The organism is Klebsiella sp. GG_Kp146, from assembly GCF_040061975.1.
GTDB classification, from domain to species: domain Bacteria; phylum Pseudomonadota; class Gammaproteobacteria; order Enterobacterales; family Enterobacteriaceae; genus Klebsiella; species Klebsiella quasipneumoniae.
This window is the reverse complement of sequence record NZ_JBEAHA010000001.1, coordinates 24,445-41,022: the sequence shown is the minus strand read 5'-3', so window position 1 is coordinate 41,022 and position 16,578 is coordinate 24,445. Positions and strand designations below refer to the sequence as shown.

Genomic DNA, 16,578 nt, shown 5'->3' with positions numbered 1-16,578 from the left:
AGGCCCGGCCCCGGGCTGCGTCAGGCAGATAAGGATACCGGGACCGCACGGCTGCGCTGTTGATCTTTTTCCAGCCGGTCGAGGCAATCGAGGCTGATGGCCGAGGGGGAGGTGGCGCCGGTGAGGGTCATGGTGACCTTCATATCCTCGGCAAATAAGCGCAGCAGGTGCGCCACGCCCGCTTCGCCCGCGGCGGCCAGGGCATAAATATAGGCCCGACCAAGCAGGACCCCCTTCGCGCCGAGGGCGAGCAGGCGAATAACGTCCACGCCGGAGCGCACTCCGGAGTCGGCAAGGACCGTCAGATCGTCGCCGACCGCCTCCGCCACCCGCGGCAGCGCCCGGGCGGTGGGGATGGCGCCATCGAGCTGTCTGCCGCCGTGATTGGAGACCACAATGCCGTCGGCGCCCAGCCGCACGGCATTGCGCGCATCCTCGGCATCAAGGATCCCTTTGATGATCAGCTTTCCTGGCCAGCTGTCGCGGATCCACTCCAGATCGTGCCAGGCGATGGACGGGTCGAAGTTGTTGCTGATAAACCCCATATAGTCGTCCATGGTCATTTTGTGGCCGGTATAGGCTTCGATATTACCGAACGACAGAGGCCTGCCCGCCAGGCCGACGTTCATTGCCCAGCGCGGGTGGGTGCAGGCCTGAAGATACTGTCGCAAGGTGGCGTGCGGCCCGGACATTCCTGAGCGGTTGTCCCGATACCGTGAGCCGGGGATCGGCATATCGACAGTGAATACCAGGGTTTTCATGCCGGCGGCCCAGGCGCGCTCCAGCGCGTTACGCATGTAGCCGCGATCTTTCAGGACGTACAGCTGGGACCAGAGCGCGCCGCTGGCGTGGCTCGCCACCTCCTCAATGGAGCAGACCGACACGGTGGACAGCGTGTAAGGGATCCCGGCGCGGGAGGCGGCGCGGGCCGCCTGGACTTCGCCGCGGCGGGCATACATGCCGGTGGCGCCGACCGGCCCCAGCGCCACGGGCATCGCCCACGGGGCATCAAGGATGGTGGTGGCCAGCGTCGGTTCACCCGCCCCGCACAGCACGCGCTGGCGAAGGGCGACAGAGGCAAGCTCGGCGGCATTGGCGTTCATGGTATTTTCTGCCACCGCGCCACCGTCAATATAGTCAAAAAGGAAACGGGGCAGACGGCGACGAGCGGCTTCGCGATAATCGCTGGGGGCTGAAACAATCATAATTATATCCTTACGTCTTTTAACCTAAGTGGATGTTCTGCAGGCAAAAAAACTATAGGCTTCTTAAAATCGTTGGGGAAATGAAATATTAGCATCTCAGCCATTCCCTAATGGAATAATCTTGATTTGTCGCTTAAAGGGTTATTTCTTTTTTTTACCCTTCGGCGTTCGCGTTATTTTTACGCCAGGCAGGGTGCGCAATAAACCCACCCTTCGTCATCGCCATGTAGGGGAAGAGAGGTGTCTTGCTGGATACGGTCCAGAAACCATTAAAAGGCTCAATAGATAATGTCGGTTTTCTGCTATCGACTCGTAACGAGAAATCTTAATAGCTCAGAGTAACCACCACCGTGTCGGTATAGGTTCCTGCCGCAGGCCAGTTTTGCGCAGGAATATTACCGTAAACCGTGAGTAACTGATCGTTACCGGTGGTTGATGTCTGGTTCTGTACCCTGTCGCTGTCATTCCAGGGTGTCGTATGGCCCGCATCCTGATACAGATTGTAACTGACGCAACTGGAACCCTGGCATACCTGTCTGCTTGTACCGTTATTATGCATACCTTCACCAAGCGCGACGGTAAAATTAGTATTCACCGGGCATCGGATGGCGATTTTAGCGGTGGCATCGCCACGTAACTGACTGCTGGTAGCCGGGCTTTTGCCCCCAAAGTCAAGTGGATCCACACTGACCAGTTCACAGCCATTTTTGACGGTCGCCTGGGCCTCAATGCTTGATGACAGAATGGTACCGCTCATGGTTGAGCAGGATGGCAGAGCATTGTTATCTGCGTTATCGATATACTTCACCGTTGCAGGTGTGCCGGCGTCGTAATAGTCGCCGGCCTGAAGTCCGCTTTGTCCAGACGGTATTTTAGCAACCAGGTTGATGTAAAACGTGTAGTTGGTTTGCCCGCCATCCAGAAAGATGTTCCGTTCAGCAAACGCACCACTGTTTGCGCCAATATCGGTACTCAGATCGTCAGCTGAGTAGACGAGATAAGCCAGCGGGGCCCCTGATGGCACCGTATTCATCTGGGGGGGAGCGGTATTCGTCAGATTCATACACAGGCGCACATACCGCGGTGTTGAATCGTAATTATTACACTGGAATTCGAGCGCCTGGTTGGTCTGAGCCATCTCTCCCGCTGTTACCGTACCGAAACTAAATTTCGCCGGGCTTATGGACCGACACTCTGCGGCATAAGCGCGTGGAGAACAGTGAAATACCAGCAAGAATCCCGCACAGGCAAACAGTATGACACGTACTACTGGCATAGAACTTTCCTTTTGATAATAGTCTGACTGCCGACAGCCTCGGGTAAACGGATCTGGCACTGTCCGCTGGACCAGCTCACAATGGCTTTCCCCTTTTGCGGTGGATCTTCCAGATAGATATTGCCGTCATAACCGACAATCGTCTCGGTTGTTCCCCGGCGCGGCGTATGGCTCTCGCTATCCTTGATCTGTACCTGGGCCGAGAAGGGCACCGGTTTGCCCTGGGCATCATAGGCCAGCAGCAGCACCGCCTTTGTCTGATATACCTCAAAGGTTGTCAACGCCCCCCCTTTTCTGCGGGGGATGGCAATCTGACTGGTGTAAGGGGCCCGGTAATCCGGCGGCAGATTTAAAGCATCTATATCAACATTGTTCTTTTGATACGCAAGCAGGTTGGTCAGGAACAACCGTCCGTTACTGTCTGTTTTACCCACCAGTCTGTGTTCCAGGCGGACAGGAATATCAGCCACCCCTTCGGTATCAACCAGCAGGAAAGCCTCGCCAAGATCGCGGGTCGCATAAAGCCCACCCATAAACAGGCCTACCGCACCGGACATTGATGCGTAGTAGTTAGCCTCCTGACCGTAATTATTGATGCCTGCTTCCATATCGCTCCAGGTATTCCTGCGCTGAACGCTGGCATGCTGGTTATCATTTTGCCCATTACGCACAGAAGCATTCCATCCCCATCCCGGACGGTTTGACTCCAGGCTACGGCTGAGGCTGACCTGCTCGCTATTGCTGTGATTATCATGGTTATGCTGCAGCGTCAGATAGTCCCGACTGGTAAACAAAGGAATGGTGAGATTGACGTAAAAGGTTTTATCACGCTCTTCTTCCAGTGACTGGGTAAAACTTGTGGCTAAGATCACGCGTTCTGAAAATGACTTTGACCATGAAACGCCCACATAGCGGGAGCGCTGATCGGTATATTGCTGGTTGATCCAGCTTGCGCCGAGCGTGCCAAGGGAAGGAAATGCCCAGCTGAGAAAGGCGCTGTCTTGCCGCGTGGCCAGTGTCGTATCCGCCAGAGCAGTAATATCGCGAAAAGTTCTCTCCCGCTGGGTATGATTGAGTGAAACATTGAAATAACGATCGTTCCATTGCCATCCTGCTCCCCACTGCAGCCCGTCATCATTCCGATAGCGTCCCCAGGAAAGGTCGAGATGAACCAGACCCAGCGTCGGGGATAACAAATAATTAGCGCCGGCGCCGAGATTATTCAGATTAGCGCCCTGTTCAGTATGTGATTCGAAGGTGAGCTGGTTCGTAGCGCCATACCGCCAGTCGCCGACGCCAATAAATTCAGTGTCATAACTGAATGAACGGACGCTGTAGTCTTTTCTCACCCAACCGGCGTTTAATCCCCACGTATGCAATCCCTGAGTCAGCAGGCGGTTGGTTCCGTAAAGTGCAAGGTCCACCACACGTTGCTGGCCGTTGATATCGGTAATAACCACCTGCGCGCTTCCATTGCCGGAGAGAACCGGCGCAGTATTCAACGTAAACTGACCGGGCGTAACCTGCTGAGAGGATGTTCTAATCCCCTGAATATACAGATCCACCGTTGACGGCATGGTAACGGAGTCGGTTAAAATATCTCGAGTGGAAGTATTGACGCTGGGCTGCAGGGTATAGTTGCGAGTCAGGCTAATGCCACCGAACCGCACGCTGTTAGACCAGGTCTGGCTGGCCGTGTAATTATCCCCGACGGTCAGGCTGAGTAATTTATCAATATTTTCCCAGGTCCAGCTGGTCATTAATCGTGTTGTGCCGGTGTCCTCTCCGGAATAGCTTTGGCTGGCAAAGCGACTGTTGAATGAACTGGAAAAGTGGCCCGGACTCAGACCAAACGTACGAAATTCTGAATACGCCGTCAGGTATTGATTGTCGCTATTATGGCTGGCGAAAAGATTATAATTAAGCGCCACACCGCTGACCTCTCTGGACAGCTGATCTTCATGGATAAATTGTGCATCCTGACGCGCGCTGAGGTGCTGAAAGCCGGTCAAACGAGTGCTGTCGGCAGTGATGAGCAGGGCCTGGTTTAAATCATCATAGCGGTAACTTAGCCCATGTTTTTGCTGGAGTTCAATATATTCTCCCGAAACAGGAAGATCGTCGGTCCGTATAGGTATGCCTTGCGCATCGGATGCCATAATGCTCAGACGTTCTCCCTGTTTTTTTACCGGGATCAGGCCAGTAACAGGTGAACCATTCACACTGATTGTGAGGTACAGCAACCCCTCGTCTGTAGATGCTCCGCAGACAAGGGGGGAAAACAGCAGCGCGGAAAAGAAGAAGTTACCGTGTAAGGTTAATTGTTTTATTAGTCTCATTATCATTTATAGTCACGGATAAAGACGTCCCTTTATTCATCCCTTTAGGCAGGAACCACGACATTTCACTTCCGGGGAGAACATATCCCATTAGTCCTGGATTAATGACAAGTTTTTTTTCTGCTGATATCAGGGAAACATTACTTAATTTGATATGCTGAGCATTGGTGTTTTTTATGAACAGACGCGGTGTCGCCCCACTGGTATCTAATGATGCACGAATTTTGCTGATGTCAGTTTTTGTCTCCGAACATGACAAAAAGACCGGTATGGAGTAACGCAGCAAAAATTTTACCTGACTGGTTGAAGTATTTGATTTAGTGTCAGGTAATTCATCGACAATTAAACGATAAGCCTGTTCATGCCCCTTGCTGTTGCCAGGTATAATGAGTCTGACAAGTTGTTGCTTACCTGCAGGAATAGCGGCAATAGGGGGGCTGCTGATTATGTCCTGGGTCGGGGTAAGTACATCATTATTGTTTTTTTGCTGCCAGAGATAGAGGCGCATCTGGGTACCAATTGGCGCAGGACCGGTATTTTTGATATATATCGGCCGCGCCGCTTGACCCTGGCAGAAGTTCACGGTGACGGGGTACATCTGTAAACTTGCGGCATATGAAAATACACTCAACGAGCAACCAAAAAAAACGGAAAATGAAGATAAAAAACCAAATTTCATATGCGCAGCCTGAGTCTTAGTAAGTAACTTGCAAAGTAACGGTATCGGTATACGTGCCTGCAGCAACATTACTTAGCGCCGCGTTTCGTATTTTCCCGTAGATTGGAATGACCTGAGCGGCACCCGTTCCGGTTGAAGCAGAGGCGCTAACCTCAGAATCTGAAGGGAGCTGTTGGGCCAGAGGTTGTGAACCGGCATTATCCAGGTAGAGCACATACGCTGCAGTATTGGTACCCGCGGTGCCAGAAGCATTTGTTAATTCATAGGTATGTGCGCTGTCAGAGGTCAAAATATAGGGGGTGCCAGCGGTACAGGTGACGGAGGCATTGGTCTGGCCTTCAATGTTGGTATCGCCGATAGCATGCGTACCAAAATCGAGGGGATCAACGGCAAGAATACAGGATGATTCTACTGTCAGGGTAACATCAAGGTTTGCCGTAGCGGTGGTGGCCGCATTAGCAAAAGCACTGCATAATAATCCCGCCGAGCCTAACGCAAAGACAACAAGACTTTTACGATTCATATCGACCTCATAGCATTAACATGTGATGAAATAATTTTTTAATAAACCATTGAAATACCCACATATGAAAAGTGGCCAATTCACTAAAAGGGCACCAGATGCCTCCATGATAAACGCCGCGGACGAAGCAAAGCGTCGTTTTCATCCTCAGAACCCTACATTCAGTACCTGGATAAATTGCTCACGAGGTATAATATTGCACAACTTCGTTACATTGCCACAACATTTGAAAAAAAACTATCATGTTTTTTTGTAATTATATTAATATGATATAATTTGCATTGCTAACTATCATGATGGGCTCCTCCTCTGAGTAGTGTTTTCGCTCGTTCATCATGGTGTTAGGTGATGTCACAGGTAGTGCAATTGTTCGCAGAAAATAGAAGACGATGCCATTATGGCCTTACTATTAGTCATAAGCATTGCGCTATGCCTGGAAAACGACGCCACCAAGTGTTTGAAGGGCTCAGGCGTAAATCTAATCTAGAAAAAATGGTGTTAATTATGGTTAATCACCCCAAAATATTCTTTTTGTGGTTGCTTTGGGGTATGTGTTTTTTTTGGAATGAAAAGTAATTATGGTATTTATAGGCGTCTTTCTTTTATTTCTAAAAAGCACTTGTTGCGATATTTTGTAATATTAATGATGCCCCTGTGGAATATGAGTTTTTTGGGGCATTATCAGGGATAATAAAATAGGATGCAAAATGATATATGATTGGTTTGAAAAGTCCCCCATCCTGCGTGGGCGCGCCAGTATAAGACGTTTTACAAAACATAGACGCAAACCTGACGAGAGCGCATGGTGGCCGGGAAAAGCGCGCAGAAATAATTCCTCCTCGTCCACCACCGGCGGCGATCATCCCCTGCAGCATCTACCCGGTGTACCCGGCCATGCGAGACATATCGGCCGTCTTCGCCTCCACGCCTTCGTCAGGACACCATTTTCGGGCGGCATGAAGGACCGCCTGCGTTTTAAGCCTGTTAATTATGCATTAGCGTTACCTCTTTATAATCATCAGGTTATTTGATATCGCCCGAATGGCGATGTTGTTCGCATGTTTTCCGGCATATGCCAATCAGGTAAATATGAAATGGAGCAGTGGCTATCTTTTGCTAGCCTTTCTGAGGAGGACAGACGGAGCGACACCATGAAAGATAAAGATGAACAAACGGCATTGATTGGCATGGCTATCGGCGCGGCGGTCATTAGCTTAGTGGCGACCCAAAAGCAGATTAATCAGGGGAGTATCGTGGATGAGCTGGTGCGGCTGGGCAGACAGAAGGGGGATGGGGTGGAGGATGAGGTCTTTGTCCAGGCCGCCCGCCTGGTGAGAAAAGGGACCTAGCCAACCGATAGCCTTCCTGACTACCCGTTTCATCGCGGTTAACATCCCCCGATCGCGGCCACGTCCCCGCCAGGCCGCGACCGCCCCTGCCGAAAGCGTCGCGCCTTGACGCTTTCTTCTCACGCTTTCTCATTTCGCAGACCAGCGCCTGTTCAGCGCGCATGGCCGCTTAGTGACGCCGTCACTTTTTCCGTTTCTGCGCCAGGGTGAATCAGGAAGGTGGTCGGCTGCTATCGCATAAATCGGTATTTTCGATACATCTTTGCCATTGCGTGCGGTAACAGAACAATATCAGAATAACATATTATAAATCATATGATTAGGTTCCACTTGCGTACCCTGATAATCCCCGGGCAAGGGTCTATGCTTATAAAAAGCGCTAAATGAGGCAATACCCCTGCTGGAGCAGGGTTGAAGTGATAATCATTATCACTAACATGGCGGTATGCCTTGATGGCGCCAACCTGGAGGTCTATCGATGGAAGTACAAGCAGGAACCTTTAATCCCGCCGATTTCAGCTGGCAGGGACTGACCATGACGCCGGCCGCTGCCGCGCATATTCGCGATCTGATGCGTAAGCAGCCGGATAAAAAGGGGCTACGGCTGGGTATCAAAACCAGCGGCTGCGCCGGTTTTGGCTATGTGCTCGAAATGATTGCCGAGCCGGCGCCAGACGATCTGCTCTTTGAATCTGACGGGGCGAAGCTGTTTGCGCCGCTGCAGGCGATGCCGTTCATTGACGGCACGGAGCTGGATTACGTCCGGGAAGGTTTAAATGAAATCTTTAAATTTCATAACCCGAAAGCGCAGCACGAGTGCGGCTGCGGCGAAAGTTTTGGGGTGCAGGCGGAGTAACTATGTCGCGTAATACTGAAGCAACAGACGATGTCAAAACCTGGACCGGCGGCCCGCTCAATTATAAAGAGGGCTTTTTCACTCGCCTGCAGACCGATGAGCTGGCCAAAGGCATTAATGAAGAGGTGGTTCGCGCCATCTCCGCCCGCCGCAATGAGCCGCAGTGGATGCTGGAGTTCCGGCTCAATGCCTACCGGGCGTGGCTGGAGATGGAAGAGCCGCACTGGCTGAAGGCGCATTACGATAAGCTGAATTATCAGGATTACAGCTACTATTCCGCCCCCTCCTGCGGCAACTGCGATGAGACCTGCGCCTCCGAGCCCGGCGCGGTGCAGCAGACCGGGGCCAACACCTTCCTGACCAGCGAGGTGGAAGAAGCCTTTAACCAGCTGGGCGTGCCGGTGCGCGAAGGGCGCGAGGTGGCGGTGGACGCGATATTCGACTCGGTGTCGGTGGCGACCACCTACCGTGAAAAGCTGGCGGAGCAGGGGATCATCTTCTGCTCTTTCGGCGAGGCGATCCACGACCATCCGGAACTGGTGAAAAAGTATCTGGGGACCGTGGTGCCGGGCAATGACAACTTCTTTGCCGCGCTGAACGCCGCGGTGGCTTCGGATGGCACCTTTATCTATGTGCCGAAGGGCGTCCGCTGTCCGATGGAGCTGTCGACCTATTTCCGCATCAACGCCGAAAAGACCGGCCAGTTCGAACGCACCATTCTGGTGGCCGATGAAGGCAGCTACGTCAGCTACATTGAGGGCTGCTCGGCGCCGGTGCGCGACAGCTATCAGCTGCACGCCGCGGTGGTGGAAGTCATCATCCATAAAGACGCGGAAGTGAAATACTCCACGGTGCAGAACTGGTTCCCGGGGGATAACAACACCGGCGGGATCCTCAACTTTGTCACCAAACGCGCCCTGTGCGAAGGGGAGAACAGCAAAATGTCATGGACCCAGTCGGAAACCGGCTCGGCCATCACCTGGAAATACCCCAGCTGCATCCTGCGCGGCGATAACTCGATCGGTGAATTCTTTTCGGTGGCGCTGACCAGCGGCCATCAGCAGGCGGACACCGGCACCAAAATGATCCATATCGGCAAGAACACTCGCTCGACCATCATCTCGAAAGGGATCTCCGCCGGACACAGCCAGAACAGCTATCGCGGGCTGGTCAAAATCATGCCGACCGCGACCAACGCCCGCAACTTCACCCAGTGCGATTCGATGCTGATCGGCCCGGACTGCGGGGCGCATACCTTCCCGTATGTGGAATGTCGCAACAACAGCGCCCAGCTGGAGCACGAAGCGACCACCTCGCGGATCGGTGAGGACCAGCTGTTCTACTGCCTGCAGCGCGGGATCAGCGAAGACGATGCCATCTCGATGATCGTCAACGGCTTCTGTAAAGACGTCTTCTCCGAACTGCCGCTGGAGTTCGCCGTCGAAGCGCAAAAATTGCTGGCCATTAGCCTTGAGCATAGCGTCGGCTGATAATTAAGGAAAAAAGATGTTAAGTATTCAAGATTTACACGTCGCCGTCGAAGATAAAGCGATCCTGCGCGGGCTGAACCTTGAGGTGCGTCCGGGGGAGGTCCACGCCATTATGGGGCCGAACGGCTCGGGGAAAAGCACGCTTTCGGCCACCCTGGCCGGGCGCGAAGATTACGAGGTCACCGGCGGCAGCGTCGAATTTAAGGGCAAAAACCTGCTGGAGCTCGCCCCGGAAGATCGCGCCGGGGAAGGCATCTTTATGGCCTTCCAGTATCCGGTGGAGATCCCCGGCGTCAGCAACCAGTTCTTCCTGCAGACCGCGCTGAATGCCGTGCGCAGCTATCGCGGCCAGGAGCCGCTGGATCGCTTCGACTTTCAGGATTTAATGGAAGAGAAAATCAGGTTGCTGCAGATGCCGGAAGATCTGCTGACCCGTTCGGTGAACGTGGGTTTCTCCGGCGGCGAAAAAAAGCGCAACGACATTCTGCAGATGGCGGTGCTTGAGCCGGAGTTGTGCATTCTCGATGAATCGGATTCCGGGCTCGACATCGATGCCCTGAAAATCGTCTCCCAGGGCGTGAACGCGCTGCGCGACGGCAAACGCGCCTTCATCATCGTCACTCACTATCAGCGCATCCTTGACTATATCAAGCCGGACTATGTCCATGTGCTGTATCAGGGGCGGATTGTGAAGTCGGGGGATTTCACTCTCGTCAAACAGCTGGAGGAGCAGGGCTATGGCTGGCTTACCGAACAGCAGTAATGCGCTGCAGCAGTGGCACCATCTGTTTGAAGCGCAGGGCGACCAGCGTACGCCGGAGGCCAGCCAGCATCTGCAGCAGCTGTTGCGCCTGGGTCTGCCGACGCGCAAGCAGGAGGACTGGAAATACACCCCACTGGACGCGCTGATTAACGGCCGCTTCGTCGCCGATGAGGGAGCGTCGGTCAGCGCCGAGCAGCGTGACGCGCTGGCGCTGCCGCTGGACGCCTGGCGACTGGTGTTTATCGACGGTCGCTATCATCCTGAGCTGAGCGACGATCTCGCCGCCAGCGGCGTGGAGGTCAGCGTCGATAACCAGCGCCAGCATCTGCCGGATGCCCTCCAGCCGGAGGTGTTTCTCCATCTGACCGAAAGCCTGGCGCAGACGGTGACCCGCCTTCGCGTGCCGCGCAACCGCCGCCTGGATAAGCCGCTGCTGCTGATGCATATCACCCGCGGCCTGGCCGGCGATGCGCTGAATACCGCCCACTATCGTCACCATCTGGCGCTGGAGAGCGGGGCGGAGGCGACGATTATCGAGCACTATCTTAGCTTTGATGAGCAACCGCACTTCACCGGCGGGCGGCTGACCATGACGGTGGCGGACAACGCGCGCCTGCAGCACATCAAGCTGGCGTTCGAGAACGCGCACAGCTACCACTTCGCCCATAACGACCTGCTGCTGGGCCGCGACGCCTCGGCTTTCAGCAGCAGTTTCCTGCTCGGCGGTCAGGTGCTGCGTCATCACACCAGCACGCGTCTGGGCGGCGAAAACAGCGACCTGCGTCTTAACTCGCTGGCGATGCCGGTGAAAAATGAGGTCTGCGACAGCCGCACCTGGCTGGACCACCAGGTGGGGTACTGCACCAGCCGCCAGCTGCACAAAACCATTGTCAGCGATAAGGGCCGGGCGGTGTTTAACGGGCTGATCAACGTCGCGCCGCATGCGCTGAAAACCGACGGCCAGATGACCAACAACAATCTGCTGCTCGGGCGGCTGGCGGAGGTCGACACCAAACCGCAGCTGGAGATTTACGCCGATGACGTGAAATGCAGCCACGGGGCGACGGTAGGGCGCATTGACGAAGAACAGCTGTTCTATCTGCGCTCGCGCGGGATTGAACAGCAGGCGGCGCAGCAGATGATCCTCTACGCCTTCGCCGCCGAGCTTACCGAAGCTATCCACAGCGACGCGCTCAGAGAGCAGGTGCTGGCGCGGATTGGAGAGCGTTTGCCGGGAGGCACAGCATGACATTTTCAGTAGAACGGGTTCGCGCCGATTTTCCGGTACTGAGCCGGGAGGTCAACGGCCAGCCGCTGGTCTATCTTGACAGCGCCGCCAGCGCCCAGAAACCGGAGGCGGTGATTGGCGCCGAAGCGGAATTCTATCGCCACGGCTACGCGGCGGTGCATCGTGGGATCCATACCCTCAGCGCGGAAGCCACCGCGCGGATGGAGGCGGTGCGCCAGCAGGCGGCCATCTTCCTTAACGCCGGCTCGGCGGAGGAGCTGGTATTCGTGCGCGGCACCACCGAGGGCATTAACCTGGTGGCCAACAGCTGGGGAAATGCCAACGTCGGCGCCGGGGATAACATCATCATCAGCGAGATGGAGCACCACGCCAACATCGTACCGTGGCAGATGCTCTGCGCCAGGGTAGGGGCTGAGCTGCGGGTGATCCCCCTCAACCCGGACGGCACCCTGCAACTGGACGTGGTTCCCGGGCTGTTTGACCAGCGAACCCGCCTGCTGGCGATAACCGAAGTCTCCAACGTGCTGGGGACGGAAAACCCGCTGTCGGCGCTGATTGCCCTTGCGCATCAGCATGGCGCGAAAGTGCTGGTGGACGGCGCCCAGGCGGTAATGCACCACCCGGTGGACGTTCAGGCGCTGGGCTGCGATTTTTATGTCTTCTCTGCCCATAAACTGTACGGCCCGACCGGGATCGGCGTGCTCTACGCCCGGGCCGAGCTGCTGCAGACAATGGCGCCATGGGAAGGGGGCGGGTCGATGATCGCCACCGTCAGCCTGACGGAGGGCACCACCTGGAACCAGGCGCCCTGGCGCTTTGAGGCCGGCACGCCGAATACCGGGGGGATCATTGGCCTCGGCGCGGCGCTGAGCTACGTCAGCCAGCTGGGACTGACCCAGATCGCCGAATACGAGCAGACGCTGATGCGCTACGCGCTGGAGGCCCTGCGCGCGGTGCCGGATCTGATCCTCTACGGTCCGGCGCAGCGTAAAGGGGTGATTGCCTTTAACCTCGGCCAGCATCACGCCTATGACGTCGGCAGCTTCCTCGATAACTACGGGATCGCCGTGCGGACCGGGCATCACTGCGCCATGCCGCTGATGGCCCGCTATCAGGTACCGGCCATGTGTCGGGCGTCGCTGGCGATGTACAATACCACGGAAGAGGTGGACCGCCTGGTGGCCGGCCTCCAGCGGATCCACAAACTATTAGGGTAAAGGACGTGACGATGGCGGCATTACCGGACAAAGACAAACTGTTGCGCAATTTTAGCCGTTGCGCCAACTGGGAAGAGAAGTATCTCTATATCATTGAGCTGGGCCAGCGGCTGCCGCCGCTGAGCGCCGAGGAGCACAGCCCGCAGAACATTATTCAGGGCTGTCAAAGCCAGGTGTGGATCGTGATGGCGCAGGATCCTTCCGGCGTTGTCACCCTGCGCGGCGACAGCGATGCGGCGATTGTCAAAGGGCTGATTGCGGTGGTGTTTATCCTTTATGACCGGATGACCGCCCAGGACATCACCGAGTTTGACGTCCGCCCGTGGTTTGAAAAAATGGCCCTCACCCAGCATCTTACCCCCTCCCGCTCGCAGGGCCTCGAAGCCATGATCCGCGCGATACGCGCGAAAGCCGCAAATATTAGCTAGAATAAACAGGTAGATTTCATTCTGTTACGTCCGGCAGGGCGCTGACCCTGCCGCCGTTCAGTCTCCTGGCGTTTTATCAGCGAAAGAAGGAATCTCAGTATGAAACGCAAAACGATGATCGCTTTAGCCCTTCTCAGCGCCCTTGGCGCCTTACCGGCCGCCTGGGCCGTCGATTACCCGCTGCCTCCGGCCAACAGCCGGCTGATTGGCCAGAACCAGTACTGGACGGTTCAGGAGAGCGATCGCAACCTGCAGGCGATTGCCCGCCATTTCGATACCGCGGCGATGCTGATCCTTGAAGCCAACGATACCATCGCGCCGGTGCAGCCGAAGCCCGGGACCCAGGTGCTGATCCCTTCTCAGATGCTGCTGCCCGACGTGCCGCGGGAGGGGATTGTCGTCAACCTCGCGGAGCTGCGGCTGTACTACTTCCCGCCGGGAGAGAATCAGGTCCAGGTTTATCCCCTGGGCATCGGCCAGTTAGGGCTGGAAACGCCGGAGATGACCACCCGCGTCGGGCAGAAGATCCCTAACCCGACCTGGACACCCACCGCCGGCATCCGCGCGCGCTCGCTGGAGAAAGGGGTGACGCTCCCGGCGGTGGTGCCGGCCGGGCCGAATAACCCGCTGGGCCGCTATGCGCTGCGTCTTGCCTACGGTAACGGCGAATATCTCATCCACGGGACTAACGCGCCGGACAGCGTTGGGCTGCGCGTCAGCTCGGGCTGTATGCGGATGAACGCCGATGACATCAAGGCGCTGTTCAGTCAGGTGAAAACCGGGACGCCGGTGCGGATTATCAATCAGCCGGTGAAGTTTGCCGTCGAGCCGGATGGTAAACGTTACGTAGAGGTCCACAGGCCGCTGTCGCAGACGGAAGGGGAAAACACCCGGACCATCGCTTACACGCTGCCAGCGGCGTTTCACGCCTTCGCAGAGGATAAAGCGGTGGATGACCTGCAGCTGAAAAAAGCGATGTCGAGAAGGGCGGGCTATCCGGTGGTGGTATCGACGGGGGCGGGTAGCGCGGCGACGTCGCTGTCGGCGCAGAACAGTTCGTCTGACAACGGCCTGCTCACCCAGTAGCCCTCAGCGCGAGGGCAAAAAAAATGGCGCACAGAGTGCGCCATTTTTATTACCAGAACTCTTACTTACGGTAAGAGTGAGCCTGGTTGTCCAGACGCTGGTTAGCGCGAGCTGCGTCGTCTTTAGCAGCCTGAACGTCGGAACGCATTGCGTTCACGTCGTTGCTCAGCTGGTCAACTTTAGCGTTCAGAGTCTGAACGTCAGAAGACAGCTGATCGATTTTAGCATTGCTGGAGCAACCAGCCAGCAGAGTAGAACCCAGGATTACCGCGCCCAGTACCAGTTTAGTACGATTCATTATTAATACCCTCTAGATTGAGTTAATCTCCATGTAGCGTTACAAGTATTACACAAACTTTTTTGGGATGAGAATATTTTTTTTACCTGAACGCACTTATTTTTGATCGTTCGCTCAAAGAAGCATCGAATTGGTCAAAATCGCTGAAAAAGGCGAGTGAAAACAGCGCGCTTCCATCGGATTCATCTTAGATAATCTCTTATTAAATAGTAAATTCCGATTTGCATTTTTAATAGGAAGAGCTAGTCGATGAATAAAAAAAAGCGCCCCGAGAGGCGCTTTATTAAAAAAAACCAATTAACCTGTAAATTATTACAGCACGTGCACGGAAGCGGTATTAGTGGTGCCGCTCGGGACTAATGCGCCAGAGACCATCACCACCACGTCGCCTTTGCGCGCGAGGCCGCTCTTCAGCGCCAGATCTTTACCCAGGTGATAGAAATCATCCGTAGAGGCAATCTCTTCCACCAGCTGCGGCACAACGCCCTTGCTCAGCACCAGCTGGCGAGCAGTGGTTTCGTTGGTGGTCAGCGCCAGGATGGTGGCATCCGGGAAGTATTTGCGCACAGCGCGTGCGGATTTACCGCCCTGGGTGGCGACCACGATCAGCGGCGCTTCCAGTTTCTCAGCGGTTTCTACCGCGCCGCGGCACACCGCTTCGGTGATGCGCAGTTTACGGTTGTCGTTGTTGAAATCCAGACGGCTGGTCATGACGCGGTCGGTACGTTCGCAAATGGTCGCCATGATGGTGACCGCTTCCAGCGGGTATTTACCTTTCGCCGATTCGCCGGACAGCATTACCGCATCGGTGCCGTCGAGGATGGCGTTGGCCACGTCGCCGGCTTCAGCGCGGGTCGGACGCGGGTTTTTGATCATGGAGTCCAGCATCTGGGTCGCGGTGATAACCACTTTGCGCGCGCGGATACATTTTTCGATGATCATTTTCTGCGCGAAGATAACTTCTTCAACCGGGATCTCAACGCCCATGTCGCCACGAGCAACCATGATGCCGTCAGAGGCTTCGAGGATTTCGTCGAAGTTGTTAAGGCCTTCCTGGTTTTCGATTTTGGAGATGATCTGGATGTTTTCGCCACCGTGGGCTTTCAGGTGCTCACGGATCTCGACGACGTCGGAACGCTTACGGATGAAGGAGGCCGCGACGAAGTCGACGCCCTGTTCGCAACCGAAGATCAGGTCCTGTTTGTCTTTTTCCGCCAGCGCCGGCAGGGCGATAGAGACGCCCGGCAGGTTCACGCCTTTGTTCTCGCCAAGGTCGCCGTTGTTCAGCACTTTACAGATAACTTTGTTGCCTTCGATAGCGGTCACTTCCATGCCGATCAGGCCATCGTCCACCAGAACGGTGTTGCCGACGCTCAGGTCAGAGGTGAAGCCTTCATAGGTTACCGCAACGATTTCGCTGTTGCCGATGACCGATTTATCGGTGGTGAAGGTGAAAGTCTGGCCCGCTTTCAGGGAGACGTCGTTGCCGCCTTCCAGCTTAATGGTACGAATTTCTGGTCCTTTGGTGTCCAGCAGAATAGCGGCTTTCTTACCGGTTTTGCTCATCACATTGCGCAGGTTCTGGATGCGCTGACCGTGTTCCGCATAGTCACCGTGGGAGAAGTTCAGACGCATCACGTTCATGCCGGCTTCCAGCATTTTGGTCAGCATCTCTTCAGATTCGGTTTTCGGACCGATGGTGCAAACAATTTTGGTCTTTTTCATGACAGTTTTAGTCTTTAAGTTGTGAAGGATATGGAATTCTCGCTCCGCGGGCGCACTGCCGGGGAGCCAAACCTGTATTACGAAAGTTGCTAAGC

15 protein-coding genes are annotated in these 16,578 nt (G+C 55.2%); 8 read left to right on the top strand and 7 right to left on the bottom strand.

What is annotated here, in order from left to right; all coding sequences use genetic code 11:
* Positions 1–20 precede the first annotated feature (20 nt).
* The 5 genes from lldD to ABLU95_RS00175 all read right to left on the bottom strand — a co-directional run bounded on the left by lldD (position 21) and on the right by ABLU95_RS00175 (position 6,022).
* Positions 21–1,205, bottom strand: a complete 1,185-nt coding sequence (gene lldD, locus ABLU95_RS00195) for an FMN-dependent L-lactate dehydrogenase LldD (RefSeq protein ID WP_048297731.1) — start codon at positions 1,203–1,205, stop codon at positions 21–23.
* Between the two features lie 325 nt (positions 1,206–1,530).
* On the bottom strand, positions 1,531–2,481 hold the full coding sequence (locus ABLU95_RS00190) for a spore coat U domain-containing protein (protein ID WP_241516467.1): 951 nt from the start codon (positions 2,479–2,481) through the stop codon (positions 1,531–1,533).
* Positions 2,472–4,826, bottom strand: a complete 2,355-nt coding sequence (locus ABLU95_RS00185) for a fimbria/pilus outer membrane usher protein (protein ID WP_348878565.1) — start codon at positions 4,824–4,826, stop codon at positions 2,472–2,474. Before ABLU95_RS00185 ends, ABLU95_RS00190 begins: the two co-directional genes overlap by 10 nt.
* Positions 4,786–5,499, bottom strand: a complete 714-nt coding sequence (locus tag ABLU95_RS00180) for a fimbria/pilus periplasmic chaperone (RefSeq protein WP_074442548.1) — start codon at positions 5,497–5,499, stop codon at positions 4,786–4,788. The genes ABLU95_RS00185 and ABLU95_RS00180 overlap by 41 nt, the downstream gene beginning before the upstream one ends.
* Positions 5,500–5,515: 16 nt before the next feature.
* Positions 5,516–6,022 (bottom strand): spore coat U domain-containing protein, encoded by a 507-nt coding sequence (locus ABLU95_RS00175; RefSeq protein ID WP_074442549.1) that lies wholly within the window; start codon positions 6,020–6,022, stop codon positions 5,516–5,518.
* 1,151 nt (positions 6,023–7,173) lie between these two features.
* Here ABLU95_RS00175 and ABLU95_RS00170 point away from each other — a divergent pair.
* The 8 genes from ABLU95_RS00170 to ABLU95_RS00135 all read left to right on the top strand — a co-directional run bounded on the left by ABLU95_RS00170 (position 7,174) and on the right by ABLU95_RS00135 (position 14,460).
* Entirely contained in the window at positions 7,174–7,371 is a 198-nt protein-coding gene (locus ABLU95_RS00170) for a hypothetical protein (RefSeq protein WP_004203090.1), read from the top strand.
* A gap of 478 nt (positions 7,372–7,849) precedes the next feature.
* Positions 7,850–8,227, top strand: coding sequence for a Fe-S cluster assembly scaffold SufA (gene sufA / locus ABLU95_RS00165; protein WP_004143232.1), 378 nt, complete (start codon positions 7,850–7,852; stop codon positions 8,225–8,227).
* A gap of 2 nt (positions 8,228–8,229) precedes the next feature.
* A complete protein-coding gene (gene sufB / locus ABLU95_RS00160; protein ID WP_023290077.1) occupies positions 8,230–9,717 on the top strand; it encodes a Fe-S cluster assembly protein SufB in 1,488 nt (495 codons plus the stop codon).
* A gap of 16 nt (positions 9,718–9,733) precedes the next feature.
* Positions 9,734–10,480, top strand: a complete 747-nt coding sequence (gene sufC / locus ABLU95_RS00155) for a Fe-S cluster assembly ATPase SufC (RefSeq protein ID WP_032453238.1) — start codon at positions 9,734–9,736, stop codon at positions 10,478–10,480.
* Entirely contained in the window at positions 10,455–11,729 is a 1,275-nt protein-coding gene (sufD, locus tag ABLU95_RS00150) for a Fe-S cluster assembly protein SufD (RefSeq protein ID WP_132133322.1), read from the top strand. Before sufC ends, sufD begins: the two co-directional genes overlap by 26 nt.
* Entirely contained in the window at positions 11,726–12,946 is a 1,221-nt protein-coding gene (gene sufS / locus ABLU95_RS00145) for a cysteine desulfurase SufS (RefSeq protein ID WP_065881332.1), read from the top strand. The genes sufD and sufS overlap by 4 nt, the downstream gene beginning before the upstream one ends.
* An 11-nt stretch (positions 12,947–12,957) precedes the next feature.
* Positions 12,958–13,374: a cysteine desulfuration protein SufE gene (sufE, locus tag ABLU95_RS00140; protein WP_023290073.1), complete on the top strand. Its 417-nt coding sequence runs from the start codon at positions 12,958–12,960 to the stop codon at positions 13,372–13,374.
* A 99-nt stretch (positions 13,375–13,473) separates the two neighbouring features.
* Positions 13,474–14,460, top strand: a complete 987-nt coding sequence (locus ABLU95_RS00135; protein ID WP_348878560.1) for a L,D-transpeptidase family protein — start codon at positions 13,474–13,476, stop codon at positions 14,458–14,460.
* A 61-nt stretch (positions 14,461–14,521) separates the two neighbouring features.
* Here ABLU95_RS00135 and ABLU95_RS00130 read toward each other — a convergent pair whose 3' ends face one another.
* Both ABLU95_RS00130 and pykF read right to left on the bottom strand, forming a co-directional pair.
* Complete coding sequence (locus ABLU95_RS00130) at positions 14,522–14,758, bottom strand: major outer membrane lipoprotein (protein ID WP_002908860.1); 237 nt, start codon at positions 14,756–14,758, stop codon at positions 14,522–14,524.
* A gap of 312 nt (positions 14,759–15,070) precedes the next feature.
* On the bottom strand, positions 15,071–16,483 hold the full coding sequence (gene pykF, locus ABLU95_RS00125) for a pyruvate kinase PykF (RefSeq protein WP_023290071.1): 1,413 nt from the start codon (positions 16,481–16,483) through the stop codon (positions 15,071–15,073).
* Positions 16,484–16,578: the final 95 nt, after the last annotated feature.

Bases quoted from the DNA above. Each gene is read 5' to 3' on its own strand.
- ABLU95_RS00190 (WP_241516467.1), bottom strand. From the start codon at position 2,481: ATGCCAGTAGTACGTGTCATACTGTTTGCCTGTGCGGGATTCTTGCTG.
- sufS (WP_065881332.1), top strand. From the start codon at position 11,726: ATGACATTTTCAGTAGAACGGGTTCGCGCCGATTTTCCGGTACTGAGC.
- sufB (WP_023290077.1), top strand. From the start codon at position 8,230: ATGTCGCGTAATACTGAAGCAACAGACGATGTCAAAACCTGGACCGGC.
- ABLU95_RS00130 (WP_002908860.1), bottom strand. From the start codon at position 14,758: ATGAATCGTACTAAACTGGTACTGGGCGCGGTAATCCTGGGTTCTACT.
- ABLU95_RS00135 (WP_348878560.1), top strand. From the start codon at position 13,474: ATGAAACGCAAAACGATGATCGCTTTAGCCCTTCTCAGCGCCCTTGGC.
- ABLU95_RS00170 (WP_004203090.1), top strand. From the start codon at position 7,174: ATGAAAGATAAAGATGAACAAACGGCATTGATTGGCATGGCTATCGGC.
- sufD (WP_132133322.1), top strand. From the start codon at position 10,455: ATGGCTGGCTTACCGAACAGCAGTAATGCGCTGCAGCAGTGGCACCAT.
- sufC (WP_032453238.1), top strand. From the start codon at position 9,734: ATGTTAAGTATTCAAGATTTACACGTCGCCGTCGAAGATAAAGCGATC.
- sufE (WP_023290073.1), top strand. From the start codon at position 12,958: ATGGCGGCATTACCGGACAAAGACAAACTGTTGCGCAATTTTAGCCGT.
- ABLU95_RS00180 (WP_074442548.1), bottom strand. From the start codon at position 5,499: ATGAAATTTGGTTTTTTATCTTCATTTTCCGTTTTTTTTGGTTGCTCG.
- pykF (WP_023290071.1), bottom strand. From the start codon at position 16,483: ATGAAAAAGACCAAAATTGTTTGCACCATCGGTCCGAAAACCGAATCT.
- lldD (WP_048297731.1), bottom strand. From the start codon at position 1,205: ATGATTGTTTCAGCCCCCAGCGATTATCGCGAAGCCGCTCGTCGCCGT.
- ABLU95_RS00175 (WP_074442549.1), bottom strand. From the start codon at position 6,022: ATGAATCGTAAAAGTCTTGTTGTCTTTGCGTTAGGCTCGGCGGGATTA.
- ABLU95_RS00185 (WP_348878565.1), bottom strand. From the start codon at position 4,826: ATGATAATGAGACTAATAAAACAATTAACCTTACACGGTAACTTCTTC.
- sufA (WP_004143232.1), top strand. From the start codon at position 7,850: ATGGAAGTACAAGCAGGAACCTTTAATCCCGCCGATTTCAGCTGGCAG.